Source organism: Bacillus mexicanus (assembly GCF_050445615.1).
In the GTDB taxonomy this organism is placed as follows: Bacteria; Bacillota; Bacilli; order Bacillales; family Bacillaceae; genus Bacillus; species Bacillus mexicanus.
In genome coordinates this window covers 210,129-236,986 of the sequence record NZ_JBCEYV010000001.1, presented here as the reverse complement: position 1 = coordinate 236,986, position 26,858 = coordinate 210,129, and the positions used below count along the sequence as shown (strand labels likewise).

Sequence of the window (26,858 nt, the reverse complement as noted above, 5' to 3'; positions counted from 1 at the left end):
ATTAGAAAAAGCTCCACGAAAAAGAAGCATCCCTATTGACAATACCAAAAACAGCAGAAATTCACTACACATCTGCTCTAAAAAACAAGAAGGTGATACACATGAAACAAAAATCAATTTTATTCCCTTGTCTGCTGCTTGCCGCTTCTGTATATGCATGGCTCGAAAGCGGCCAAACCAAAATATTTTCAGGGCAGGATCAATGGCCTGTTCTCCTCATGCTGTTAGGTGCAGCCTTTGTTTATCAAGGAAAAAAAGAAACCGTCACACCGCATTTCTTTATCGGTTTGCTTCTTTTCGGGTTTGGCTTACACTTTTTCGCTAAACCAAAATGGCTATGGTGGCCGGATCATTTTGAAATGCTCGTATTTATTATCGGCTTCTCGCTTTTGGTGTCAACCGTACAGAAAAAAGAATATGTATATGAAGCGGTATCGATGATTTGTTTTTCCCTGTTTTTATACTTTTTCAAACAAATCATGGCGTGGCTTGAGTCTGTGCATATCCCGACAGCCCTTTTGAAAGAGTACTGGCCGTTTGTCTTTATAGGAATCAGTTTATTGTTATTATTGATAAAACGAAAAAAATCTATACGATAAATAAAACCGGCAGAGAATGTTCTCTACCGGTTTATCATTTTTTTGATCGCTCCCCAAGCTTCGTCTTTCCCCTTTTTCGTTTCTGAGGAGAAGAGAATCAGCTCGTCTTCCGGATCAATATTTAATGTCTGTCGGACAACCTTTGCGTGTTTATCCCATTTTCCTTTCGGGATCTTATCCGCCTTTGTGGCGATAACAATGACAGGAATACCGTAATACTTTAAGAATTCATACATCTGTACATCATCATTAGACGGCGCATGCCGTAAATCAACGATCTGCACCACTGCTTTCAAATTCTCTCGCATCGTGATGTAGGTTTCAATCATTCTGCCCCAAGCTTCCCGCTCGGATTTTGACACTTTGGCAAAACCGTAACCCGGTACATCCACAAAGTGCAGCTCATCATTGATAATGTAGAAATTAAGCGTTTGTGTTTTTCCTGGTTTAGATGATGTTCTCGCAAGATTTTTGCGGTTGATTAATGAATTAATAAAAGACGATTTTCCTACGTTCGATCTTCCGGCCAGTGCAATTTCCGGAAGCCCGCCCTCAGGGTACTGCTCTGGCTTAACTGCACTGATCACGATTTCTGACTTTGTGACTTTCATTTTTTCTCTCCTACTAAGGCATGTTCCAAAACTTCGTCTAGATGGGACGCCAATATAAAGGTCAGACCCTCTCTGACGCTTTCTGGAATATCCTCTATATCTTTTTCATTCTCTTTAGGCGCAATAATGGTCGTAAGCCCCGCTCTATGGGCACCAAGCGCTTTTTCCTTCAATCCGCCGATCGGCAGCACGCGCCCGCGAAGCGTGATTTCGCCAGTCATGCCGACCTCACGCGAAACCGCCCGACCTGTTAAAGCAGAAACAAGCGCTGTCGCCATTGTAATGCCAGCTGATGGACCATCTTTAGGCACCGCGCCCTCAGGTACATGTATATGAATATCATACTTCTCATGAAAGTCAGGTTCAATGCCAAGTTCTTCTGTTTTTGAACGCACATAGCTGAATGCAGCCTGAGCTGACTCTTTCATTACATCTCCAAGCTTTCCTGTCAGGATCAATTTTCCTTTCCCCGGAGAAAGCGATACTTCAATCGACAGTGTATCTCCGCCGACTGTTGTATAGGCAAGCCCTGTCACTACACCTATTTGATCTTCTGCTTCAGCTTGTCCGTATCTGAAAATACGCTTCCCGATAAAGTCCTGAAGGTTCTTTTCAGTAATCGTAATCCGTTTTCGCTCTTCAGCGACAATGGCTTTGGCAGCCTTACGGCAAATCGCAGCAAGCTGGCGTTCAAGGCTTCGCACTCCTGCTTCCCTCGTGTAGTAGCGAATAATATCAAGAATCGCTTGATCACGAAGCTGAAGGTTAGTTTTTTTCAGTCCGTGTTCCTTGATCTGCTTTGGAAGAAGGTGGTCTTTTACGATTTCAAGTTTTTCTACTTCTGTGTAGCCCGCAATATTAATGATTTCCATTCTGTCTCTGAGCGGGCCAGGGATCGTGGCCAAATTGTTTGCCGTTGCGATAAACAGCACTTTTGATAAATCAAATGTTTCTTCAATATAGTGGTCACTGAAGGTGCTGTTTTGCTCTGGATCAAGCACTTCAAGCATAGCAGAAGACGGATCGCCTCTGAAATCAGATGACATTTTGTCTATTTCATCTAATAAGAAAACCGGGTTCAGCTTGCCTGCTTTTTTCATGCCTTGAATAATTCGTCCAGGCATTGCGCCGACATATGTTCGTCTATGTCCGCGGATTTCTGATTCGTCACGTACTCCTCCGAGGGAGACTCTGACAAATTCCCGCTCCATGCTTTTTGCAATTGATTTGGCTAAAGATGTTTTTCCAACACCAGGAGGTCCTGCCAAGCAGAGAATCGGGCCTTTCAGTGATTTTGTCAGCTTCTGGACAGCCAAATATTCTAAAATACGCTCTTTCACTTTTTCAAGTCCGTGGTGTTCTTCATCTAAAAGACGCCCTGCTTCTTTCAAATCAAGCTTATCATCTGTCTCATCCGTCCACGGGAGAGCGATCAGCCATTCGATATAGTTGCGTATTACAGAGCTTTCTGCGGAACTTGACGGAATTTTTTCGTATCTGTTCAATTCCTTAAGTGCCGTTTCCTTTACATGATCAGGCATGCCTGCTTCTTCAATTTTTTCTGTCAGCGTCTGAACTTCGCCCGTTTTACCTTCTTTATCGCCAAGCTCTTTTTGAATCGCCTTCATTTGTTCACGCAGATAGTATTCCTTCTGCGTACGCTCCATCGAACGCTTGACTCGCTGGCCGATTTTTTTCTCAATCTCCAGCACTTCTTTTTCGTTATTGATAAAATCAATGACTTTGTTCAGTCTGTCTTTAACGTCAGCCGTTTCAAGAATATCCTGCTTATCCTTTAGCTTAAGGGGCAGGTGAGAAGCAACGATATCTGCCATTCTCCCTGGCTCTTCGATATCAGTAACCGCCGCGTACGTTTCGGCTGAGATTTTTTTAGAAATTTTTATGTACTGATCAAAGTGGTCTAACAATGTCCGCATCAATGCTTCGTCTTCTGTATCTTTTGAATCATCTTCATGGGTCAGCTGAATGTCGACCGATGTGTAATCCTCATACTCGTTGTATTTGACGATTTGGGCACGCTTGAGACCCTCAACCAACACACGTATCGTACCGTTCGGAAGCTTCAGCATTTGCTTAATTTTAGTATAGGTGCCGACAGTAAAAATCTCATCTTCACCCGGTTCGTCTATCGAAATATCCTGCTGAGTAGCTAAAAATATCATATGATCATGCATCATTGCCTGTTCAAGAGCCTGAACCGACTTGTCACGTCCTACATCTAGGTGCAAAACCATCGTCGGGTACACTAATAAACCTCTTAAAGGGAGGAGCGGGATGCTGCGTTTTAACTCTTCTGCCATGTGACTGACACCTCCGTGACTTTAGTATGAACCATTATAATACAACTTTTTCATCCTTGTACAATAAACGGCATGGTTACATTTTCTATAAAACAGTCTCCTCGTAGTATACCCTTTCTTTTTGATATGAAAAAGGAAAAGATGTCCTTCATAAAAAAAACCCTATTTTAAAATAGGGTTAAACGGATTCTTTGTTGATTTCAATAGGAAACGGTTTTTGTTCCGTTGGCGGATTCACTAAAATTTCATCCAGCACTTCCTGGAATGTTTTCACTGCCATAATTGTAATTCCGTCAATCTGTTTTAAGATCGCCTGCTGATTTTCATATGGGATAATCACTTTTTTCGCACCAGACTGCTTGGCCGCTTTTATTTTTGGAATGACGCCTCCAATGGGTTTCACAAGACCGTTCAGGCTGATTTCGCCCGTCATGGCAACGGTATTGTCAATTGGGATTTTGTGAATCGCCGAAAAAATTCCTGTCGCCATTGCAATACCTGCCGACGGCCCGTCAATCGGAATTCCTCCTGGGAAATTAATATGAATATCATAATCAGACGGCTTTATTCCCATTGTCCGGAGCACCGTTAGCACATTTTCAACCGAACCTTTCGCCATGCTTTTGCGCCGTATGGATTTTGATTGACTGCCGATGCTTTCTTCTTCAGCTATTCCTGTGATATTAATGGATCCTTTATCCTGAGCCGCGGTTACACTCACTTCGATTTCCAGAAGCGAGCCGCTGTTAGGTCCATATACTGCAAGGCCATTTACAATGCCGACTTGCGGTTCGGCTCCGATTTTTTGCTCGTGCTTCGGCGTAAGCTGACTGGAATGAATGACCCATTCAATATCTTCAATTGTAATGTCTTTCCGATTCTCCGTTACCGCCATCCCCGCGGCGATTTGAATCATATTAACAGCTTCGCGACCGTTACGTGTATAGCTTGTCAGCAGATCGAGACCCTCAACAGAAATGTTTTTTTCAATTTTATCAGCTGCTGTTTTGGCAACTGTTTTTAGTTCATCCTTTTCAAGCTCGCGAAAAAACACTTCTAAACAGCGAGATCGGATAGCTGGCGGAATTTCATTCGGCATTCTTGTCGTCGCACCAATCAGCCGAAAATCAGCCGGCAGTCCATTTTGAAAAATATCGTGAATATGATTCGGGATTTGTGTGTTTTCCTCGCTGTAATACGCACTGTCTAAAAAGACTTTTCTGTCCTCAAGGACCTTCAGCATTTTATTCATTTGAATCGGATGCAATTCCCCTATTTCATCAATAAACAGCACACCGCCATGGGCATGAGTTACAGCTCCCTGCTTTGGCTGCGGAATCCCCGCCTGTCCCATCGCTCCTGCTCCTTGGTATATCGGATCATGGACAGAGCCGATGAGCGGATCAGCAATTCCCCTTTCATCAAAACGCGCTGTTGTCGCATCGAGTTCCACAAAAACAGCCTGCTCTTTAAAAGGCGATTGATTATGCTTTTTCGCTTCTTCTAACACCAGCCGTGCAGCAGCTGTTTTCCCAACTCCGGGAGGTCCATAGACAATGACATGCTGAGGATTCGGTCCGCACAAAGCGGCCTTTAATGCTTTGATGCCGTCTTCCTGTCCGACGATATCTTGAAAGCTTTTAGGGCGGACTTTTTCGGATAATGGCTCAGACAAGCTGATAGCGCGCATTTTTCGCAGCTGCTCCATTTCCTTCTTTGATTCCTTATCTATCGTGACCTTTTGTGTCCTTTGGTTTTTAAGTAAATTCCAAAAATACAAACCAATAATGATCCCAAAAAACAGCTGAATAAATAACGCGATCCCTGTCCAACTCATGATGGTCCCTCCTGAAAAACAATTTATGTATCCAATTCATTCCTCTGGTTGCTAGTATCTCCCATAGAAGCATGGAATAAACGTTTTTTCAGAAGAGATTGCATGACAAAAAAACCTCCTGAATGTCACCATTCAGGAGGTTTTTTGCTTATCTTTATGCAGATGTTTTATCTTGGTTTACCTCAGTGCCGTCTTTTAATAAGAGGCGAGGAGATTCTCCACTTGTCACTGTTGCCCCGGTGATCACACATTTTTCAATGTCATCACGAGAAGGCAGCTCAAACATCACTTCAAGCATGATACCTTCAATGATAGAACGAAGTCCACGGGCTCCCGTTTTGCGTTCGATCGCTTTTTTAGCAATTTCAGAGAGCGCTTCTTCTTCAAACTCAAGCTCTACATTATCAAGCTCAAGCATTTTCTTGAATTGCTTAACAAGAGCGTTTTTCGGTTTTGTTAAAATCGCAACCAACGCTTCTTCATCGAGCTTTTCAAGGCTTGCAATAACCGGAAGACGCCCGATAAATTCAGGAATTAACCCAAAGCGGAGCAAATCTTCAGGAAGCACTTTTTGAAGAAGGTCTTCCTTCTCAAGATCCGCAGCTTTATTGTCTCCGCCGAACCCGATCACTTTTTGCCCTAAACGGCGTTTGATGATTTGTTCGATACCATCGAAAGCACCGCCGCAAATGAACAAAATATTTGTTGTGTCAATTTGAATGAATTCTTGATGAGGATGCTTACGTCCTCCTTGAGGCGGCACGCTTGCCACTGTGCCCTCAAGAATTTTAAGCAATGCCTGCTGCACACCTTCACCTGACACGTCACGTGTAATAGACGGGTTTTCTGACTTTCTTGCCACTTTATCGATTTCATCGATATAGATAATGCCTTTTTCTGCTTTTTCCACATCATAATCAGCAGCTTGGATGAGCTTCAAGAGAATGTTCTCAACATCTTCACCCACGTATCCAGCCTCAGTCAAAGACGTAGCGTCCGCAATCGCAAACGGTACATTTAAAATACGAGCCAATGTTTGCGCCAGAAGGGTTTTACCGCTTCCTGTCGGGCCGATTAATGAAATATTACTTTTCGAAAGCTCAACATCATCAACTTTGCTGTTGGAGTTAATGCGCTTATAGTGGTTATACACAGCAACAGCAAGTGATTTCTTCGCTTGATCCTGTCCGATGACATATTCATTCAGAATTTCGCGGATTTCCTGAGGCTTTGGTACGTCTTTAAATTCTACTTCTTCCTCTGTTCCGAGTTCTTCCTCTACAATTTCAGTGCAGAGTTCGATACATTCGTCACATATATATACACCAGGTCCAGCTACAAGCTTACGAACCTGATCTTGTGTTTTTCCGCAGAACGAGCATTTTAATTGTCCTTTTTCCTCGTTAAATTTAAACATTCTTTCACCCCTTAATCTTGTCTCACTTTTTCTTTTACCACCAGAGCAAAAGAAAATGATTCTTGAAACGAACGAGTATGTATTGCATTTTACCATACTTTCCAAAAAGACGGTAACAATGTGTTTCTGACTTGCACATTCTATATGTATGAGAAAAAACAGTTCTGCATTAACTATCTTACCCCAAGAAAAAGAGATAACTCATAATTGTACAAAACAAGGCACGAATGATTCGCGCCCTGTTTTATTATTACTATTATTATGCACCATATTAACGGTTTTCAACAAGAAAATCAATTGCTTTGCGAACTTTTAAATCTTCTTTCATCGCGTCAGCTGAACCGATGGCTTGTTTAATATTTTCAACAGGCATGTTGTATGCTTCAGCCATTTTAGTAAGCTCAGCTTCAACTTCCTCATCTGATACTTCAAGGTTTTCCGCTTTCGCAATTGCTTCAAGAGTCAGGTTAGATTTAACGCGTTTTTCAGCATCTTCTTTCATTTGCTCTTTTAACGCAGCTTCATCTTGGCCTGAGAATTGAGTGTAAAGCTCAAGGTTCATACCTTGCATTTGCAGTCGCTGTTCGAATTCTTTCAGCATACGGTCAAGCTCAGTGTCAACCATTGCTTGCGGCACATCCATTTCAGCATTTTCAGATGCTTTCAGAACAAGCTCTTCACGCAATTTAGCGTCAGCTTCGTTTTCTTTTGCTTCTTCTAAACGTTTCTTTGTTTTTTCAGTTAGTTCAGCAAGTGTTTCCACTTCTTCATCGATATCTTTTGCGAATTCATCGTCAAGCTCAGGAAGCTCTTTCGCTTTGATTTCGTGAATTTTCACTTTGAAGACAGCTGGTTTGCCTGCAAGATCTTCAGCGTGGTACTCTTCAGGGAATGTCACTTCAACATCCTTCTCAGCGCCCGCTTCAAGACCCACTAACTGCTCTTCGAAGCCAGGGATGAATGAACCAGAACCTACTTCTAGAGAGTAGTTTTCAGCTTTTCCGCCTTCGAATGCTTCGCCGTCAACGAATCCTTCGAAATCAAGAACAACTGTGTTTCCTTCTTCAACAGCGCCTTCTTCTTTTACAACAAGCTCAGCTTGACGCTCTTGAAGTGCTTTTAGTTCGTTTTGAACATCTTCGTCAGTTACAGCCGTGTCGTCTTTTTCAATGCCTAAGCCTTTGTAGTCGCCAAGCTTCACTTCAGGTTTTACTGTTACTTTCGCAGTGAAGATTAAGCTTTCGCCTTTTTCGATTTTTTCAACATCAATTTCAGGACGGTCTACCGGCTCGATTCCAGCTTCTTCAATCGCTTTAGGGTATTCTACAGGAAGAAGAATATCCAAAGCATCTTGGTAAAGAGCTTCTACGCCAAAGCGCTGTTCGAATAATCCGCGTGGAATTTTACCTTTACGGAATCCAGGAATTGAAACTTGTTTTACTACTTTTTTAAACGCATCATCAAGTGCTGTTTTAAACGTTTCAGCATCAACTTCAACCGTTAAAACGCCTTCGTTGCCTTCTTGTTTTTCCCATTTTACAGACATGTGTTTCCCTCCAAAAATCTATTCAGGTTGTGTCGGTCTTCCATTCTAAAGCAATCATTCGGCTTCGTCCAACAAAATCAAAGCTGCCAAAGATCAGAATCATTATGTATAGATGTTAATAATGAACTGCAAAGCCTGTCCAACCGTATTTCTTATAACCCGTTATACACAAATACAACCATTATATTATAACATAACACATAGCGCTTTCAACTATATGGCGCGATTTACAAATAAGAAATTTCTTCAAGATCTTTAATCATTGTGCACGCTTCATCGAGTTCTTTGTCAATAAACTCATACATCATATGAAGTTCTTCTTTTTCAATTTCAATCCCGTGCATCTCGTAACCGACTTTATGAAGGGCAGCCGCCCAGAGATCGGCCGACAGCAATTTTGGCTGGAACGGATATAAAACGTACAAATGTCTTCTCCACAATTCTTCCACTGCCGCATATAAGGTTGGGTTTTCATTTCCAAGCGTCTCATCCAGCACCCTTAAAACACGATGTAAAACCGGAGCGGCATCAGGCGGAACGATCTCAGATGGTTCAATTGTCAACGATTCGCCAAATTTAGTAATGTGCACAGGTTTGCTGTACTCGTGCTCAGCCAATAACATCACAATCATCGTTTTAATAATCGGATGAGCTGAGGGGTCTTGCAGAATTGTTTTGAGCAGGCCTGTATACTTCGCTACATTGCGATCTTTTAAGGAATGAATGAGATTCATTTGCTCCTCAGGGCTTGCCAGCACTTTTTCAGTATCAATTGTATCCTCATATTCCTCTGCCCACGCCTCGTCCTCACGTTCCGGATCGGCCATTTTCCGGCTGAAATCAAGCAGCTTATAAAATTGCTCGGCACTTTCTGCCGGGAGCTGATTTTCTTCCAAAACGGCTTCAATGGTGCTTTTGACTTCTTCGTATTTTTTGAGCTGAATTAAGATGGTCATGTACACCTGCAAAACCGTAAAATAATGGCCATAGCCTTCTCTTAACATCTTTTCGCACACGCTTTTTGCTTCTTCTAATTCGCCCAGCTCTAAAAAGCAGATGGCCATCCCTAAGTGAAGATCGGATTCAGTATCATCATATTTCATTGCTTCTGAAAAGAGTTCAAGTGCTTCTTGATACTTTTTATCCTTTAGTGATGACATCCCTTTTTCCACAAGACGATCTTTTAGATGAGGAAAAGGAATAATTTTTGCGTTCTTCTTGTCATGCGTCATACCTATATTCCTTTCAGGCATTTATTTTGTTCAAGTGTATCAACACCTGTGAACAAACACAAGAAATGAAAGGTTTCTCCAGGCGAAAAAAGCCGCCGAACAAATGCGGCAGCTTTCTCAGGCTTGAAGCCATGAACTTCTTTGTGATTCAAATTGCTTGATTTCATCCTCAAGCAAAAGTGTTAAAGAAATTTCATCATAACCGTTGATCAGCATCTCTTTCCAATGCGGATCGACTTCGAATGAAATGTGATTGCCTTCACTGTCATGAATGAGCTGTTTTTCAAGGTCAACTGTCATTTGCGATGACTGGTTTTCATATTGGCCGACAAGTTTTTTCCAATTGTCATATGGCATGCGGATTGGCAGCATACCGTTTTTAAAGCAGTTCTGGTGGAAAATATCAGCAAATGACGGCGCAATGATAATTTTAAATCCGTAATCATCAAGCGCCCACGGGGCATGCTCACGCGATGAGCCGCAGCCGAAGTTTTCTCCTGCAATTAAAATGGATGCACCTTGATAAGCAGGCTGGTTTAATTCAAATTCAGGGTTCGCCTCGCCTTTCTCATCATATCTCCAATCAAAGAATGCAAAGCGGCCGTAGCCTGTTCTTTCAATCCTCTTCAAAAATTGTTTTGGAATAATTTGATCTGTGTCAACATTGATTCGATTCAACACGGCTGCTTTTCCTGTATGTGTTTTCAAAGGTTCCATCTCGCGCACTCCTTATACAACTGTTTTTTCTTGATAAAACTTTCTGACGTCAATGAAGTGTCCGTGAATGGCAGCCATTGCAGCCATTGCCGGGCTGACGAGATGTGTTCTTGCACCTTTTCCTTGCCTGCCCTCGAAGTTGCGGTTAGAGGTTGACGCACAGCGCTCTCCTTCAGGAACAACATCATTATTCATGCTCAAACACATGCTGCAGCCTGACTCTCTCCATTCAAATCCAGCTTCCAAGAAAATTTGGTCAAGCCCTTCCTGTTCAGCCTGAAGCTTCACGCTTTGAGATCCTGGAACGACGATGGCTCTTACGCTGCCAGCTACCTTTTTCCCTTTGATCATATCAGCAGCTTGGCGAAGGTCAGTCATGCGTGAATTTGTGCAGGAGCCGATAAATACGTGCTCGACTTTGATGTCTTCAATTTTTTGATGAGGGGTCAGTCCCATATATTCATAAGCGCGAACCGCTTCTTTTTTGTCATCTTCTGCGGAAAAGCTTTCCGGCGCAGGGACTTCTGAATCCACAGGAAGAACCATTCCCGGGTTGATGCCCCACGTCACCATAGGAGAAATGTCGTTGCCATCAAGGACAATAGATTTATCATAAACTGCTCCCGGATCTGTACGCAGCGCCTTCCATTCCTCTACAGCTTTGTCAAATTCCTTACCCTTTGGCGTATACTTGCGGTTTTTACAGTATTCAAACGTCACCTCATCAGGTGCAATCAAACCGGCTCTTGCCCCTGCTTCGATTGACATATTGCATACAGTCATTCGTTCATCCATCGTCATATTTCTGAATACTTCCCCAGTATATTCAATGACGTAGCCAGTGCCGAATTTCACACCGTATTTGCCGATGACAGCAAGAATGACATCCTTTGCCGTTACCCCTTTTTGAAGCGTTCCGTCTACACGCACTTCAAGTGTCTTCGGACGCTGCTGCCAAAGTGTCTGTGTGGAAAGGACATGTTCAACTTCACTCGTTCCGATTCCGAATGCAAGAGCGCCGAATGCTCCATGGGTCGATGTATGGCTGTCACCGCATACAATTGTTTTCCCCGGCAGTGTTAAGCCCAGTTCAGGACCGACGACATGGACAATCCCTTGATCCACGCTGTGAAGATCAGCAAGGCGCACGCCAAATTCTTCACAGTTTCGTTCAAGCGCCGTCACTTGGCGTTTCGCGACTTCATCCTTGATCTCAAAACGATTGACGGTCGGAATGTTGTGGTCCATTGTCGCAAATGTGTTTTGGGGTCTTCTGACCTTTCTTCCCTTTTGTCTCAACCCTTCAAATGCCTGAGGAGATGTCACCTCATGAATAAGATGCAAATCAATATAGAGAAGATCCGGTTTTTCCTCACCATGTTTTACGATATGCTGATCCCAAATCTTTTCGATGATTGTTCGAGGCATCATCTTTTATTTCCTCCCTCTATCTGTGAACTAAGACCGCTTAACATAAGCTGTCACACATTAGAAATTGTATTTTCACTCATGATTGCTGCCTTGACTTCCTCTGTAATGGCCTGAGTGCTGCTGAACTCTTCGCCTCGTGCCAAGTCTCTTGTTCTTTTTCCGGAAGCTAGGACTTTGTTAACCGCATCTTCTACAGCTTTCGCTTCCTCTTCAAGCCCGAAAGATGTTCTCAAAAGCATTGCCGCTGATAATATGGCTGCGAACGGATTCGCCATTCCTTTACCGGCTATGTCAGGCGCAGAGCCGTGAACAGGCTCAAACAAATGAAGACCTGAGCTTGACAGGCTGGCTGACGGGAGCATTCCGAGTGAACCTGTCAGCATGGATGCTTCATCGCTTAAAATATCGCCGAACATGTTTTCAGTCACCACGACATCAAATTGATTCGGCGCATAAATCAGCTGCATAGCCGCATTGTCCACAAGCATGTGCTCCAGCTTCACCTCAGGAAAGTCTTTTGCAACATCTTCAGCCACCTCACGCCATAGCCTGCTTGATTCAAGGACGTTCGCTTTATCAACTGAGGTCACTTTGCCTTTTCTGGCCGCCGCCATTTTAAAGCCCTCTCTGATTACACGTTCAATTTCCGTCCGCTTGTAAAACAGTGTGTCTATAGCTTCCTGTTCACCTTCATTATTTACATAGCGTTTGCTAGGCTGGCCGAAATACAAGCCGCCTGTCAGCTCACGAACAATGACAAAATCAACGTGATCTATATACTCTTTTTTTAAAGGTGAGGCGTCAGAAAGACTTTCAAACACCTTTACAGGCCGTAAATTCGCAAACAAATCAAGCTGTTTTCTGATACTAAGAAGCCCTTTTTCTGGTCTCAGCTCAGAAGGATTTTGATCCCACTTCGGGCCTCCGACAGCGCCAAGCAATATAGCGTCGGCATTTTTACAAGCGGCAATCGTTTCTTCCGGGAGGGGATTGTTATGTTCATCAATCGCCGCCCCTCCAATCAAGCCATAATCAAATTCAAATTCATGGTTAAAGCGTTCGGCAACACTTTTCAGTACGTCTGTCGCTGATTCTAATACTTCAGGGCCGATCCCGTCTCCAGGCAATAGAGCAATACGTTTTTTCAAGTTAACCGTTCTCCTTTCTTTTAGGATCCGATAGCTGCATGGCTTTTAAATCCGCTCATACTCGACTGAAAAGCCAACTGACGGTTGACTGCGTTCAAATAGGCTTTCGCTGAAGCTTCTAGTACATCTTGCGCTATGCCCCGCCCTGCTGATTCTTCTCCATTCACCAAAACTCTCACATATACCTGAGCAAATGCGTCTTCGCCTTTTCTATTGGACTGAATGCGGTAGTCCAAGAGCTCTAAGTCTTTGTCGATACTGCGTTCAAGCGTGTTGTAGATCGCTTCCACGCTCCCGGCTCCAGTTGCTGCTTCCTGAATAAGTTCTGCGTTTTCTTGGTTTTTCAAAGAAAGTGTAGCTGTAGGAACCTGACTTGTTCCGTAATGCACTTGCAGGGAAAGAAATTCATACCCAATCTTGCAGTCTGTTACTTTTTCTTCTAAAATAAGAGAAACAAGATCCTCGTCAGTGAATTCTTTTTTCTTCTCAGTCAACTCTTTGAACATCGTAAAAAATTTATTAATCTCTTCACTATCAAATTTGAATCCTAAAGCAGTCAGCCGGTCTTTAAAGGCGTGGCGTCCAGAATGTTTGCCTAAAACAAGCGCATCTGCCGTCACACCGACAAGCTCCGGTGAAATAATTTCATAAGTCGATTTTTCTTTTAAGAAGCCGTCCTGATGGATACCTGATTCATGAGCAAATGCATTATCACCCACTACCGCTTTATTGCGCGGCACAACCATGCCTGACAGCTTGCTTACTAGATCGCTAGTACGTTTAATCTCGTTCAATGTAATGCCTGTTTCAGCTTGGTAGAAATCTTTTCTGATATGAAGGGCAACAGCAATTTCCTCTAACGCTGCGTTCCCGGCTCTTTCACCGATTCCGTTCACAGCGCATTCAATTTGATCAGCACCATTTTCAATCGCAGCAAGTGAGTTTGCGACTGCCATTCCCAAATCATCATGACAGTGGGCCGAAAGCTTTGCTTGCTCAATGTTCGGAACGTTTCCCTTCATATATTTAAAGATATTGCCGTATTCCGCCGGAGCCAAATATCCGACCGTGTCCGGGAGATTGATAACACTCGCGCCTGCGTCAATGACTTTCTCGACGATTTCCGCCAAAAACGCCAGTTCAGTGCGGCAGGCATCTTCAGCTGACCATTGCACAACCGGAAAACGCTCTTTTGCGTATTTCACCATTTCAACCGCTCTTTCTACCACTTGCTCACGCGTCATTTTCAGCTTGTGTTTCAAATGAATGTCCGATGTGGCGATAAACACGTGAATTCTCGGATAAGCACCGTCCTTTAACGCTTCCCAAGCAGCATCAATATCACCTTTTACACAGCGGGCAAGACCGGTTACTGAACAATTTTTAATGGTTCTTGCAATCTCTTGGACAGCTAAAAAGTCACCTCGGGACGAAGCGGGAAACCCCGCTTCAATGATATCTGCCCCGAGTCTTTCGAGCTGCTTTGCTATGGCGAGTTTCTCCTGTGTATTTAAATTCACGCCAGGAGACTGTTCACCATCACGAAGCGTCGTATCGAAAACATTAATTTTGCGCAACGGAGACCACCGCTTCCTTCTTCTTGCCTTGTTTCACAAACGGCATCATTTCACGAAGCTTTCTTCCGACAACTTCAATTTGATGTTCGTTTTCGCTCGTATTGATAGCGTTGAAGCGAGGACGGTTTACTTGGTTTTCGACGATCCACTCTTTTGCGAATGTACCGTTTTGGATATCTTTTAACACTTCTTTCATAGACTCTTTTACTTTAGCATCAACAACGCGAGGGCCTGATACGAAATCTCCCCATTGTGCTGTGTCAGAGATTGAATATCTCATGCCTGCAAGCCCTTCTTCGTACATAAGGTCTACGATTAATTTCAGTTCGTGAAGACACTCAAAGTATGCAAGTTCAGGCTGATAACCCGCTTCAGTTAATGTTTCAAATCCTGCTTTGACAAGCGCAGTTAATCCTCCGCAAAGCACTGCTTGCTCACCGAACAAATCTGTTTCTGTTTCTTCTTTAAATGTCGTTTCCAAAACGCCCGCTCTAGCGCCGCCGATTCCTTTTGCATACGCGAGGGCTTTGTCTTTCGCTTCACCAGTCACATCTTGATAGATTCCGAACAATGCCGGCACACCAGCTCCTTGCTCATATGTTCTTCTGACTAAGTGTCCCGGCCCTTTAGGCGCTACCAAAAATACATCAACATCAGCCGGCGGAACAATTTGATGGAAATGAACGTTAAAACCGTGAGCGAACACTAATGATTTCCCAGCAGTCAATTCATCTTTAATTTCAGCTTCGTAAACTTTTTGCTGCTGTTCATCCGGAAGCAGAACCATGATGATTTCAGCTTGCGCTGCCGCTTCTTTTACTGTAAATACTTTATGTCCGTCTTCTTGGGCTTGAGTGAAAGATTTTCCTTGTCTAACACCAACGATTACGTCAACGCCGCTTTCTTTAAGGTTCAATGCATGTGCGTGGCCCTGTGAGCCGTATCCGATAACCGCTACTGTTTTTCCAGCCAATACGTTCTCTTTGATATCACCGTTATAATATACTTTTACCATTTCAATCTCTCCCTTGTTATGTTTTATACAATAGATATTGTTTTATTGAATGACGGCTTTTGCTGGGTTCCCCTCGTAAAAGCCGTTGTACCTGTTCTCGCGATTTCTTTAATGCCATAAGGTTTTAACAATTCAATAAGCGCCTCAATTTTGTTAGATTCGCCTGTCACCTGAACAACGATGCTGTCTCTGCTGACATCAACGATAGTGGCTCTGAACGGTTCTATGATTCCATTCAGCTCTGATCTCGTTGACGGTGCGGATACGACCTTGATTAAGGCCAGCTCCCTCTGGACAATCGATTGATTCGTAATATCCGTGACTTTCAGCACATCAATCTGTTTGTTAAGCTGTTTTGTCAGCTGTTCAACATCATTTTCTCCTTCAACGTGAACGACAAAGGTGATTCTGGAGACACCGTTTGTCTCCGTGTGTCCAACTGTAATGCTTTCAATGTTGTAATGTCTTTTTGTAAATAGACCGGTGATCCTGTTCAGCACGCCGGAACGGTTCACCACGGTCAATGTGATAATTCTTTTCAAGGTTTCACCCCCACCATTTCATGCAATCCTTTTCCCGGAGCCACCATCGGGAATACTTTTTCTTCACCGGCAACCCGCACGTCAATGACAACTGGTTCTTTTGATGTTAGTGCCTCTTCCAGCTTTTCTTTCGCTTCTGCTTCTGAAGAAATTCTGATGCCTTTAATGCCATAAGCTTCTGACAATTTGACAAAGTCAGGCTGAGAAGCGAATTTAGATTCTGAATAGCGTTCTTCATAGAAAATTTCCTGCCACTGTCTGACCATCCCGAGACAAGCGTTATTTAAAATGACGACTTTAACCGGAATGTTCAATTCGCGGATGACATCAAGTTCTTGGAGTGTCATTTGAAAACCGCCGTCTCCGACGACTGCGACAACAGTAGCATCTTTATCTGCCAGCTGTGCGCCAATCGCTGCCGGAAGGCCAAATCCCATCGTTCCAAGCCCGCCTGATGTGACCCATTTATCTGCTTTTCGGAATGGATAAAATTGCGCTGACCACATTTGATGCTGGCCGACATCCGTTGCAACAATGGCCTCGCCTTTTGTAAATTGATGAATATATTCAATCAATTTCTGAGGTTTAAAGCCTTCTTCTTTATTATCTACATACCAGAGCGGATACTCTTCTTTCCACTCGGCGAGCTGTTTTTTCCATTCCTTCGAATCGCTTTGTTTGCCGTCTTGTTTGATCAGCTCCTGCAAGACAGTTTTACTGTCTCCGACTACAGGAATCTGCGTTTTTATGATTTTTCCGATTTCAGCCGGATCAATATCGATGTGGGCAATCTTTGCGTTTCTGGCAAAGTGCTTCAGGTTTCCTGTGACGCGGTCATCAAACCGGGCACCGATGCTGATTAAAAGATCACAATCATGAAGAGCCATATTAGCTGTATAAGTGCCATGCATTCCCGCCATCCCCAGGAAAAGCGGGTGGTCAGCAGGGAAGCCTCCGAGTCCTAAAAGGGTGTGTGCCACAGGGATTTGCTGCTGCTCAACATAATTTTTTAATTCTTCTGACGCTTTTCCGTGCAGTACGCCCGCACCCGCCAGGATCACCGGTTTCTTTGCGCTGCTTACGGCTTCCACAAGCTTGCGGATCTGCAAATAATTCGGCTCTGTTGTCGGCTGGTATCCCGGGAGGTCCATCTCATGATCGTAGCTGAATTCCCCTTCAATTGTTGCTACATCTTTCGGAATATCAATCAATACAGGTCCGGGTCTTCCAGTTGTTGCGATATGGAACGCTTCTTTAATAATACGCGGCAAATCTTCCGGCTTGCGAACCTGATAGCTGTGTTTTGTCACCGGCATCGTAATTCCTAAAATATCTGCTTCCTGAAATGCATCGCTGCCGATAACAGATGTTGCGACCTGACCAGTAAAGACGACTAATGGCAATGAATCAATCATGGCATCGGCAAGCCCTGTCACAAGATTTGTCGCTCCGGGTCCTGAAGTGGCGATCACGACACCCGGTTTTCCAGATACTCTTGCGTATCCTTCCGCAGCATGGATCGCACCTTGTTCGTGACGGGGAAGGATATGTACCATCCCTGAATTGTAGAGTTTATCGTAAATCGGGAGCACGGCCCCGCCCGGATAACCGAAAATCATCTCTACTTTTTCTTTCTTTAATGATTCAATCAGCATTAATGCTCCGCTCATTGTCTGTGTACATTTGGCAGATGCTGAATCCACCTGTACATTAGTCCCCATTTTAGTTCCTCCTTTTGGATTTTCATCCTCTAAAGATCATCTTTTTATTCGTTTGATAGCTGATTATTCAATAAAAAGAGCCCTTCCACCCACAATCAGCCGCGCAGTTGAATGCGATAGCCAAAAGGGGCGAAAAGGCTCTTCTTTCCGCGGTACCACCCTTGTTTACGGCCTATAATCGGCCGTCTCATGGATATTTCTATCCGCTTTAATAACGAGTGAATCAAGTTCACCCGGCCAGGTCCTACTATCTAAGATTTCAGACTGGCACTCTGAGGCGAGTTCACCTTGTAAAGCTTCGCCGGTTCTCAGCTAACCCGGTTCTCTGTGGGAAACTTTATCAAGGCTACTTATCCTCATCTGCGCTTTTCATATTCAGCCTCCGAAACAGCTTTTCAGCTGTTCCTGAAGGTTATTATTTTAAACATTTTTCAGATCACATTGCGATTATTTTTCGCTTGTGAAGCTTGCGTTTATCTTTTGTTGAACTCATATTACGCCGCTTTGGACCTAGTGTCAACAGCATTTTTAAAATTATTAGACAATTTTGATTAATCAATCTATATTGTATACGCTTTCATCATTGGTGTATCAGGAATTGCAAATGTTATAAGTTTTTATAATTTTTTTATTAATCTATCAAAGATACACCAGAATTTTTTAATTTCCTAGAAATGTGTCATATTTTATAACATACTAGCGCCGGCATATAGATTGAAATATGACATATCACCTAGCAAATCATTTCATTTCGGATAGGCACTTCCAGTTATCCTGCAGCATACATTGATGGTATCTTGCAAAGAAAAAGGTGATACGATGAATAAATCATTAGCTGACATGCAAGGATTCCCCCTAGGTTTCCCCAGTTTTCCGCCGCAATATTATCCGGCTGCCCCTGCCTTTTACCAGCAAAGCCATCATCCAATCGGAGGGTATGGATATAGTCAGCCGTACAGCCAAGCATACAGCCCGCTAAGCCCTGCCGGCAGTATGTACTCCTCTTTTCCATATGCTTCAGGATTTTACGGACAGCAATTTGCCGGCGCCGGCTATGTCGGCCATGGCGGCGGATTTAGTATCCCAGCGACGTCCGCTGGCGGTGTCAGCATTCCAGCAACGCATGCTGGCGGCTTCAGCGGAGCATCAGGGGTACATGGGGGCTTTAGATATTAAAAAGACACGAGAGCCAAACTTTGTTTCGGCTCTTTTTTCCATTTAGAAAAAGAACGGATTTATCGAAGTAAAATATGTTCTGATAACCTGCACATTCTGGAGGAGGAGACTGGAAACGCAGCTATGAGGGGTTAAAATTCAAACAGTGTGTTTAGGACGAAGAAGCTGTGAGACATTTTTATGGGGCTAGAAAGTACAGAGGCGGCGCTATCTTATCTATCTTTTTTGTCTCACGCAATAGCTTTGAAACTCCTCTGATGTTTTCAATTTTGTTTATTTCAAAGTTCAACGGGAATTAGAAAAACATGAACGATGAAATGCAAAATTGATAAAGGAGGAGATTGATATGAAAAATATAGTTGGTGTATATGAAACGCCGCAGGAAACCATCGCAGCGATTGAAGGCTTATTAACAAAAGGTTATGATTCTGACGACATTTCTGTTGTGACAAGCCGGCGAGATACAGATTATCTTGAGTCACGAACAGGAACAGAAGTCAATCAAGCCGTCGATGCACATGAAAGTGGATCTGAATCTTTTATTGATAAACTAAAAGATTATTTCACAATGGATGATACGGCAGAACATAGCAAAACATTATCAGATTTGGATATCAAGGCTGGAGAAATTGACAAGTATCAAGAGGATCTGGATGACGGCAAACTCCTTGTAGCCGTTGATACAGATGCAGATGTAAATGCTCCTATCGATAACGGCAGTGCCCTATCAGGCGGCTTTTCCAGCACAAATGAAACGACGGATTATACTGCGAAAGAAGAAAAAACAATGCCGTTGCGGGAAGAACAGCTGAAAGTCGATAAGGAAGATATTCAAACTGGAGAAGTAGAGATAGGAAAAGAAGTAAAAACAGAACAAAGAGATATGGACATCCCAGTGAGACATGATGAAATTTATGTCGAACGCCGCCCAGTGGATGAAAACAGAGCGGACGCTTCTCCTGTCAATGATTCAGAAACGGTCAGAGTTCCAATCGTTGAGGAGAAACTGGAAGTGACGAAAAAACCGGTTGTCACTGATGAAGTGGTTGTCGGAAAACGAACTGTAGAAGAAAATGAGCATATTTCTGAAACTGTGAAAAAAGAAGAACCCCGCCTGCATAAAGAAGGAAAAGCTGATGGCTTGGATGATGATCCGTTAAATAATAAATAAAAGTCATAATCCTACAGCAAAAAAACCTCAAATCCTTAAAGGATTTGAGGTTTTTCTTTTGGTACGTCCCAGGAGAGATTCGAACTCCCGACCGACGGCTTAGAAGGCCGTTGCTCTATCCTGCTGAGCTACTGGGACATGCTTTGTTTTTCGCCTTAACTATCAGCGACAAGATTTATTATATATGGGACTCAACAATAAGTCAACGGTTTTTTAGAATTTTTTTCATGAGGAAGAAAATTTTCTTCCCCATGACATTTTCATAGTGTGACTCGGTTTTGCAGATCCTCAATTTCATGGCCTGTTTGGTCGTAAAAACGCACTGTCGCAACATCATTTTCTAATGTCAGTATAGCATAGCTTTCTGTCCTGCGCACCCTCGGAAGCCGGATGCTGCCTGGATTAATCAGCAGTTTTCCGCGCAGCACTTCACTTCCCGCGATGTGCGAATGCCCGAAACAAATGATATCCGCTCCGAGCTCCTCTGCACGATAGTATACGTTTAACAAAGTTTGTTTTATACCGTGAAGGTGACCGTGCGTGACCAAGATTGTTTTTGAACCGGCAGTCAGAAGAAGCTCGTCCTTAAAATCGCCTGCAAAATCACAGTTCCCTTTTACAACCTCATAAGGCTCCAAAACCGGATGCCCTGATTTAAGCTCAGAGTCTCCGCAATGAATCATGAGATCAACTTCTGCTTCATGCCGTTTCGAAATGGTTTGGAGTTCTTCTTCAAGCCCATGGCTGTCACTGATAATCAGCACGTTCATGTATAAACTCCCCCTTATGCCTCCAAAAGCTTAGACAGCTTTTTAAGCGCGTCAGCTCTATGGCTGATTTTATTTTTTTCATCACTTGTCAGTTCAGCCATTGTCTGATCTTTATCTTTCACGATAAAGATCGGGTCATAGCCAAAGCCGTATTCTCCTCTCGGTTCTTCAGCAATGTACCCTTCAACATGACCTTCGACTGTTTTTGTTTCCTCGCCGGGGATACTCACAGCCAGCGCACAGCGGAAACGGGCGGTGCGCTGTTCTTTTTCTATCCCTTTCAGCTCGCTGAGCACTTTATCGATATTTGCCTGGTCGTCTTTCTGTTCTCCCGCATAACGTGCGGAATAAACGCCGGGTCTTCCGCCAAGATTATCGACGGACAGACCGGAGTCATCAGCAATCACCATTTTGTTCACTGCTTTGGCAACAGCTTCCGCTTTCAGAATTGCATTTTCTTCAAACGTATGGCCTGTTTCTTCAATTTCTTCTGTGAAGCCAATTTCAGCTAACGATTTGACATCATAACCTTTCGGCTCAAGAATCTCTTTGAATTCCTTCACTTTTCCCGGATTGTGCGTCGCAATAATTGCTTCTTTCATGATGATCAAGCCTTTCTGTCTTTATTTCAGTTCTGGCAGAGAATCACCCAGTACTTCTTTTTGCTTGTCAATCAGTTCCTGAATGCCTTTTTCAGCAAGTCCGAGAAGACCGTTCAGATCCTCCCTTGAAAAAGTCGCCTCTTCCCCGGTTCCCTGCAGTTCTACAAAGCGGCCGCTGCCAGTCATAATGACATTCATGTCCACTTCAGCGGAGGAATCTTCCTCATAATTTAAATCTAACAAAATTCCCTGTTCCTTATCAATTCCGACAGAAATCGCAGCAAGAAAATCAGTGATCGGATTTGTCTTAATCGTTCCCGCTTTCATCAGCTTGCCAACCGCAATCGACATCGCAAGAAACGCACCTGTAATTGAAGCGGTTCTTGTTCCGCCATCAGCCTGAATGACATCACAGTCAATCCAAATCGTCCGTTCCCCGAGCTTTTCTAAATCTACAACTGCCCGAAGCGCACGGCCGATCAAGCGCTGAATCTCCATTGTTCTGCCGGAAATTTTTCCTTTTGAAGATTCTCTGATTGTTCTTTGGTTTGTTGCCCGCGGCAGCATACTGTATTCAGCTGTAATCCAGCCTTTTCCTCCGCCCCGCAAAAACGGCGGCACGCGATCCTCAACAGACGCGTTGCAAATTACTTTTGTGTTTCCCGCTGTTATTAGAACAGAACCTTCCGGATGGCTGATAAAATCCAAATCAAATGTGATTGGACGCAGCTCATCATGTTGTCTTCCGTCATGTCTCATGTTTTACCTCCGATTATATGTACATAAACCATTTTTGTCCCGGAATTGAATAAAGAAAGAGGCAGCCGGAACGCTAACCTCTTTCTTTCTAGTATACCAAAAATCTCAATTTAAAAACTACCCGTATTCACTTGAGAAGGTCTGGAGACTGGTTTTGTGAGCTTTTCGCCTTTTTCATTTACGAGCTCTGATTTACCGTTCACTTTAACAGAGACACTTTTTATATCGGGTTGCTCCGTTAATGTCAGCACAATACTGTTCAGCACTTCTGAAGAAATCATTTTCGTCTTTTCATCGGCGCTGCCGAATATAGATTGATTGAAATCTAACGTTACGCGTCCGTCTTTCATTTTTGGTTTACTGACCAGCTTTACATCTCCACTGAAATCCGTTAACAGCCCGCTCACCTTGCTTGGACCTTTGGCCAGTTCATTGATCGCTGCTGTGATGTCGTCTTTTTCCGAATTGTCAATTCGTTTTGTCACCGGCACGTAGTATTCACTATTCTCGTTTTCCGCCAAATAATAGACAGTGAGCGGATGTGTTGCAGTGAGGTCATTCACGCCGGATGTTTCCATGTTAATCCCGTCTTTACGGCTTAAATCATCTGAGATCGGCGTACCGCCTACAGGCATCTCCTTCAGTTCATGGCCGTTTATTCTCAGCTTCACTTTGTCTATCGAACTGAATTGCGTCAGCGTCCATGTCACAGATTGAACGATTTTCTGTTCGTCTTCCTTCTTATAATTTTTAAATTCATTAGAGAAGTCAGCTATTGCAGTCCCGTCTTTTTTGATGTCAACGTTAACGGCTGTGTCGGCTGGCAATACGGCTCTGAAGCCGTTCGGAAGGATTTCTGACACAGGTCCGCCTTGAACAAGGTATTCAAGCGCCTGCTTGGCAGTGCCTTCACTTTTCGGAAGGGGCAGCGTTTGCGCAACGACATACCCGTTTTTATCAATAAGATAAAGCTCCCTCATGACTGCGGATGAGGCTTGATCCGCTTTTGCGGTATCACTTTTTTCACTTCCTGTTTTTTCAGCTGTTGTATTTGAATTGGCCCCCGCTTCATCATTCACGTATGTAACGTCTTGAGGCGGATCAATTTCCTCAGCTGCCTTATCAGATTGAAACAAACCGCATCCAGATAAAAGCAAGACAGAGGTGAGGCAAGTGGCACCAATGACTGCAGGTCCTTTTTTCAGCATACTTTTCCCTCCTAAAGCTGTTTGTACTATTATGTATACGAGCCTTATTAGGAAATAGACCGAAGAATTCCCATCAAACAGAAAAAACCCGCAACATGCCGTTGCGGGAGAAAACTATCTTCTAATCGGTTCTTGCAGTGAAATGCATTCCACGCGGCCCACCTCATGGCCAAACCAGTCATCTGCGATTTTCGCAAACTGATCACGTGCTCCTGTTGTCAGGAACTGATGCTCAGGAACAATCGGAGACTGGTTAAGCAGCCCTTTGTATGAAAGAATCGTGCTGACTTCCCGGGCTGTTTCATCACCGGAAGAAATAATGTTTACATGTTTCCCCATATATCTCTGAATAGATTCTTTTAAAATGGGATAGTGGGTGCAGCCCAGAATCAGCGAATCAATCGCTGTGTCTTTTAAAGGATATAGCGATGTTTTCACAATCTCGTCTGCTGTTTTGTCGAGAAATCTCCCGCTTTCCACAAAAGGCACAAGCAGCGGGCAGGCAAGGTTCTCAACCTTCAGATCAGGATTTAATGCCAAAAGCGCCTCTTCGTATGCATTGCTTTTTACCGTATTCTCTGTGCCAATGACACCGATATGCTGATTTTCCGTCACTTTTATCGCTGCTCTCGCACCCGGCTGGATCACTCCGACAACAGGGATGCTGACGCTGCGCTGGATCTCTTCCAACGCAATCGCTGTTGCTGTGTTGCAGGCAATCACGAGCATTTTGATGTGATGGTTTTCGAGTAAATAATTCGTCAGCTCCCACGTATATTGAAGAACTTCTTCTTCAGGGCGCGGCCCGTACGGACACCGCTTTGTATCCCCGACGTAGATAATATTTTCTTTCGGTAGCTGTCTCATGATTTCCTTTGCAACGGTTAAACCGCCAACCCCGGAATCAATGACTCCTATTGGTTGTTCCAACAAAATCGCCTCATTTTCTCTTCATTTCATGCTGTAGTTTCATCAATGATTTTTCGAAGATGGCTATTTCTTCATCTGTAAACGTTTCGAACATGTTGTGCAGATATTCCTGCCTTTTTGTAATAACCTCTTGGATAATCCGTTCTCCTTCGGGTAAAAGGTGTATCCGGACAACGCGCCTGTCCGCAGGGTCCTTGACTCTTTCAACAAGCTCATTTTTTTGCATGCGGTCGATTAAGTCCGTCGTTGTGCTGCATGCCAAGTACATTTTGCCTGATAGTTCGCCGATTGTCATATCTCCTGCTTCATAAAGCCATTGCAGGCCGATAAATTGCGGCGGCGTGATCGCATATTGGTTAAGGATTTCTCGTCCTTTTTGTTTAATGATCGCGGCAATGTGGCGGAGTGACTTTTCAATATCCGCAACATGCTCCAAAGGTTTTGATATCATTTGTCCATCCCTCACTCAAGGATCTCATACGCACAAAGCGTTCCGTGTCTATTTTCCTTCTTTTTTGAAGAAAATGCAAGACTCACTGGAGAGAAATAGCGGACTTTAGGCCAAACACATCATAATAGAAACTTTTGTTTTTTGCCTGGCTATCCAAGTTTTGCACAGCATTCCAAATATGGTTTCAAGCGTTATAAACAGCAATAACCGGCTCCTTCCTGAAAAGAAGGAATACCGGCAAAGATTAAAGCTCTAACTCACCCATTCTAAGAAGCTCAACAACGGCTTGCGAACGCCCTTTCACACCTAATTTCTGCATGGCATTTGAAATATGGTTTCGAACGGTTTTCTCACTGATAAATAGCTCGCTTGCAATCTCCTTTGTTGTCTTATCTTGAACGAGCAATTCGAACACTTCTCTTTCTCTTTTCGTTAGCAGCGGCTTCGATTGAAATTCTTTCTCCTTCAAGTATTGTAACCCTCCTTGCTAAGGTGAGAGCGAATCAGAAACGAATGGGTTTTGATATAGTCGAGATATCATATGTAAGAAGAGCACTGGAGGTGACGTATACAAGAGAATTAGTTTATGGTGTATGGAGAAGCTTATCTTTTTCCTCATCCGTCCAGCTGACAGCCTTGCCGCTATCCTTTGAGACTTGGACCATCACAACCGCCCCGGTAAAGCAAGGCTCGCCTTTACAGTTTTCTCCGAGATAGTGCAAGGTAAGGGATGAGCTGCCGACAGCGCTTGTTTTCACATAGATGCGCAGCTTTTCATAAGGCATGACTTGCCTCAAATAATCGCATTGCTGGCTCGCCACAACCGTCATAGTCTGTTTATTATTGTTCATCATATTGAGTTTTTGGAAATAGGAGATCCGCACTTCTTCAAAATATATGAAAGGGATTACATTATTCATATGCCCAAACATGTCTGTCTCGGAAAACCGAACGGATACTTCATTAAAAAAAGAGAAGGACGTTTGCCAGTCTTGAAACGGCATGTCTATATAAGCGGGAAGCCTCATCTTTATTCATCTCCTTATTGTTAAAAAACCTCTCCCATGCGGAAGAGGTTTCAGCGTGTCGACATACCCTCGCATACTTTGTCAGGCCTGCGCGTCGGGCTCACGAATGATGAAAAGTAAGGCGGCTGCATACTTAGTCGTCCTGCCTAAACACCGCCTTCATCACATTCTGTGAAAGTCTGCTCCGATGCTCATCCTTTTTCGACTTCGAGGATTTTCAATCACGTTTAACATATAATGAAAAATGTAAATTATTTTATGATTTTGTCAACAATAGTTTTTGCTTCTTATACTCTGTCGCTTCCGAAGAAATTGCGGAATGCTTGTAAGTTTGTGTCTCTATTCAAAGCTGCAATCGATGTGGTGAGCGGAATGCCTTTCGGGCAGGATTGCACGCAGTTTTGCGAGTTGCCGCAATCTGCAAGGCCGCCTTCATCCATCAGTGCTTCTAATCGATCAGATTTATTCATGGCGCCTGTTGGATGCGCGTTAAACAGACGGACTTGGGACATCGGCGCCGGCCCCATGAACTTTGATTTGCTATTCACATTCGGGCAGGCTTCAAGACAGACGCCGCACGTCATGCATTTTGATAATTCATATGCCCATTGACGGCGTTTTTCCGGCATTCTCGGCCCCGGTCCTAAATCGTGCGTACCGTCAATCGGTATCCACGCTTTTACCTTTTTCAATGAATCAAACATTCTGCTGCGATCAACCTGCAAATCACGTACGACAGGGAATGTTTTCATTGGTTTTAAACGAATCGGCTGTTCAAGTTTGTCGATTAGCGCCGTACAGGATTGGCGGGGCTTTCCATTTATGACCATCGAACACGCGCCGCACACTTCTTCGAGGCAGTTCATATCCCATGTAACAGGGGTTGTCTTTTCACCTTTCGCGTTAACTGGATTCCGACGAATTTCCATCAGAGCAGAAATAACATTTAAGTTCGGGCGGTATGGAATTTCAAATTCTTCATCATAAGGCGTGCTGTCCGCTGTATCTTGACGTGTAATAACAAATCGTATTGTTTTTTGTTCACTCAT

The 26,858-nt window shown here is 43.7% G+C and carries 25 protein-coding genes, 1 tRNA gene and 1 other annotated feature; of the genes, 3 read left to right on the top strand and 23 right to left on the bottom strand.

Translation table 11 applies throughout. The annotated features are described in order from the left end of the window. Window positions 1-101: 101 nt before the first annotated feature. Window positions 102-599, top strand: coding sequence for a hypothetical protein (locus tag AAGG74_RS01275; RefSeq protein WP_429674314.1), 498 nt, complete (start codon window positions 102-104; stop codon window positions 597-599). Window positions 600-622: 23 nt separating this feature from the next. Here AAGG74_RS01275 and yihA read toward each other — a convergent pair whose 3' ends face one another. The 13 genes from yihA to ilvB all read right to left on the bottom strand — a co-directional run bounded on the left by yihA (window position 623) and on the right by ilvB (window position 17,714). Then, on the bottom strand, window positions 623-1,210 hold the full coding sequence (yihA, locus tag AAGG74_RS01270) for a ribosome biogenesis GTP-binding protein YihA/YsxC (protein WP_162102211.1): 588 nt from the start codon (window positions 1,208-1,210) through the stop codon (window positions 623-625). Beyond that, complete coding sequence (gene lon, locus AAGG74_RS01265; protein WP_429674312.1) at window positions 1,207-3,531, bottom strand: endopeptidase La; 2,325 nt, start codon at window positions 3,529-3,531, stop codon at window positions 1,207-1,209. Before lon ends, yihA begins: the two co-directional genes overlap by 4 nt. Window positions 3,532-3,709: 178 nt before the next feature. Next, the gene (gene lonB / locus AAGG74_RS01260) at window positions 3,710-5,368 is read right to left on the bottom strand and encodes an ATP-dependent protease LonB (RefSeq protein ID WP_225493680.1); all 1,659 of its coding nucleotides are present in this window, start codon (window positions 5,366-5,368) and stop codon (window positions 3,710-3,712) included. Between the two features lie 154 nt (window positions 5,369-5,522). Beyond that, the gene (clpX, locus tag AAGG74_RS01255; RefSeq protein ID WP_225493679.1) at window positions 5,523-6,785 is read right to left on the bottom strand and encodes an ATP-dependent protease ATP-binding subunit ClpX; all 1,263 of its coding nucleotides are present in this window, start codon (window positions 6,783-6,785) and stop codon (window positions 5,523-5,525) included. Between the two features lie 271 nt (window positions 6,786-7,056). Beyond that, a complete protein-coding gene (gene tig, locus AAGG74_RS01250) occupies window positions 7,057-8,331 on the bottom strand; it encodes a trigger factor (protein ID WP_162102207.1) in 1,275 nt (424 codons plus the stop codon). Between the two features lie 227 nt (window positions 8,332-8,558). Then, window positions 8,559-9,563, bottom strand: a complete 1,005-nt coding sequence (ddcA, locus tag AAGG74_RS01245) for a DNA damage checkpoint antagonist DdcA (protein ID WP_429674311.1) — start codon at window positions 9,561-9,563, stop codon at window positions 8,559-8,561. A gap of 117 nt (window positions 9,564-9,680) precedes the next feature. Further along, window positions 9,681-10,280: a 3-isopropylmalate dehydratase small subunit gene (gene leuD / locus AAGG74_RS01240; protein ID WP_162102205.1), complete on the bottom strand. Its 600-nt coding sequence runs from the start codon at window positions 10,278-10,280 to the stop codon at window positions 9,681-9,683. 12 nt (window positions 10,281-10,292) lie between these two features. After that, window positions 10,293-11,711 carry a 3-isopropylmalate dehydratase large subunit gene (gene leuC, locus AAGG74_RS01235; protein WP_429674310.1) on the bottom strand — a complete coding sequence of 473 codons (1,419 nt, stop codon included), beginning with the start codon at window positions 11,709-11,711 and terminating at the stop codon, window positions 10,293-10,295. Between the two features lie 50 nt (window positions 11,712-11,761). Then, window positions 11,762-12,859, bottom strand: a complete 1,098-nt coding sequence (gene leuB, locus AAGG74_RS01230) for a 3-isopropylmalate dehydrogenase (RefSeq protein ID WP_162102203.1) — start codon at window positions 12,857-12,859, stop codon at window positions 11,762-11,764. Window positions 12,860-12,879: 20 nt separating this feature from the next. Then, a complete protein-coding gene (locus AAGG74_RS01225; protein ID WP_429674309.1) occupies window positions 12,880-14,436 on the bottom strand; it encodes a 2-isopropylmalate synthase in 1,557 nt (518 codons plus the stop codon). Then, window positions 14,423-15,451, bottom strand: coding sequence for a ketol-acid reductoisomerase (gene ilvC / locus AAGG74_RS01220; protein ID WP_162102201.1), 1,029 nt, complete (start codon window positions 15,449-15,451; stop codon window positions 14,423-14,425). The genes AAGG74_RS01225 and ilvC overlap by 14 nt, the downstream gene beginning before the upstream one ends. A gap of 23 nt (window positions 15,452-15,474) precedes the next feature. Beyond that, entirely contained in the window at window positions 15,475-15,993 is a 519-nt protein-coding gene (gene ilvN / locus AAGG74_RS01215; RefSeq protein WP_162102200.1) for an acetolactate synthase small subunit, read from the bottom strand. After that, window positions 15,990-17,714, bottom strand: coding sequence for an acetolactate synthase large subunit (gene ilvB / locus AAGG74_RS01210; protein WP_429674308.1), 1,725 nt, complete (start codon window positions 17,712-17,714; stop codon window positions 15,990-15,992). The genes ilvN and ilvB overlap by 4 nt, the downstream gene beginning before the upstream one ends. Window positions 17,715-17,836: 122 nt before the next feature. Next, window positions 17,837-18,086 (bottom strand) — a binding site (T-box leader). 447 nt (window positions 18,087-18,533) lie between these two features. On the opposite strand from ilvB, the gene AAGG74_RS01205 reads away from it, so the two are divergent. Together AAGG74_RS01205 and AAGG74_RS01200 are read left to right on the top strand one after the other, a co-directional pair. Further along, window positions 18,534-18,890 (top strand): hypothetical protein, encoded by a 357-nt coding sequence (locus AAGG74_RS01205; RefSeq protein ID WP_162102198.1) that lies wholly within the window; start codon window positions 18,534-18,536, stop codon window positions 18,888-18,890. Window positions 18,891-19,236: 346 nt separating this feature from the next. Then, a complete protein-coding gene (locus AAGG74_RS01200; protein ID WP_429674306.1) occupies window positions 19,237-20,061 on the top strand; it encodes a YsnF/AvaK domain-containing protein in 825 nt (274 codons plus the stop codon). Between the two features lie 64 nt (window positions 20,062-20,125). Here AAGG74_RS01200 and AAGG74_RS01195 read toward each other — a convergent pair. From AAGG74_RS01195 to sdhB, 10 genes are all read right to left on the bottom strand, one after another. Further along, a tRNA-Arg gene (locus AAGG74_RS01195) sits at window positions 20,126-20,199 on the bottom strand. A gap of 122 nt (window positions 20,200-20,321) precedes the next feature. Continuing rightward, entirely contained in the window at window positions 20,322-20,831 is a 510-nt protein-coding gene (locus AAGG74_RS01190; protein ID WP_162102196.1) for a YfcE family phosphodiesterase, read from the bottom strand. A gap of 14 nt (window positions 20,832-20,845) precedes the next feature. Next, window positions 20,846-21,442, bottom strand: a complete 597-nt coding sequence (locus AAGG74_RS01185; protein WP_429674305.1) for an XTP/dITP diphosphatase — start codon at window positions 21,440-21,442, stop codon at window positions 20,846-20,848. A gap of 12 nt (window positions 21,443-21,454) precedes the next feature. Beyond that, window positions 21,455-22,192: a ribonuclease PH gene (rph, locus tag AAGG74_RS01180; RefSeq protein WP_162102194.1), complete on the bottom strand. Its 738-nt coding sequence runs from the start codon at window positions 22,190-22,192 to the stop codon at window positions 21,455-21,457. 110 nt (window positions 22,193-22,302) lie between these two features. Beyond that, the gene (gerM, locus tag AAGG74_RS01175) at window positions 22,303-23,400 is read right to left on the bottom strand and encodes a spore germination protein GerM (protein WP_162102193.1); all 1,098 of its coding nucleotides are present in this window, start codon (window positions 23,398-23,400) and stop codon (window positions 22,303-22,305) included. Window positions 23,401-23,514: 114 nt separating this feature from the next. Then, complete coding sequence (racE, locus tag AAGG74_RS01170; RefSeq protein WP_162102192.1) at window positions 23,515-24,333, bottom strand: glutamate racemase; 819 nt, start codon at window positions 24,331-24,333, stop codon at window positions 23,515-23,517. Window positions 24,334-24,340: 7 nt separating this feature from the next. After that, entirely contained in the window at window positions 24,341-24,781 is a 441-nt protein-coding gene (locus tag AAGG74_RS01165) for a MarR family winged helix-turn-helix transcriptional regulator (RefSeq protein WP_162102191.1), read from the bottom strand. A gap of 244 nt (window positions 24,782-25,025) precedes the next feature. Further along, a complete protein-coding gene (gene gerE, locus AAGG74_RS01160) occupies window positions 25,026-25,250 on the bottom strand; it encodes a spore germination transcription factor GerE (protein ID WP_003184172.1) in 225 nt (74 codons plus the stop codon). A gap of 115 nt (window positions 25,251-25,365) precedes the next feature. Further along, window positions 25,366-25,809, bottom strand: a complete 444-nt coding sequence (locus tag AAGG74_RS01155; protein WP_429674304.1) for an acyl-CoA thioesterase — start codon at window positions 25,807-25,809, stop codon at window positions 25,366-25,368. A 287-nt stretch (window positions 25,810-26,096) separates the two neighbouring features. Continuing rightward, a complete protein-coding gene (gene sdhB, locus AAGG74_RS01150) occupies window positions 26,097-26,858 on the bottom strand; it encodes a succinate dehydrogenase iron-sulfur subunit (protein ID WP_162101022.1) in 762 nt (253 codons plus the stop codon).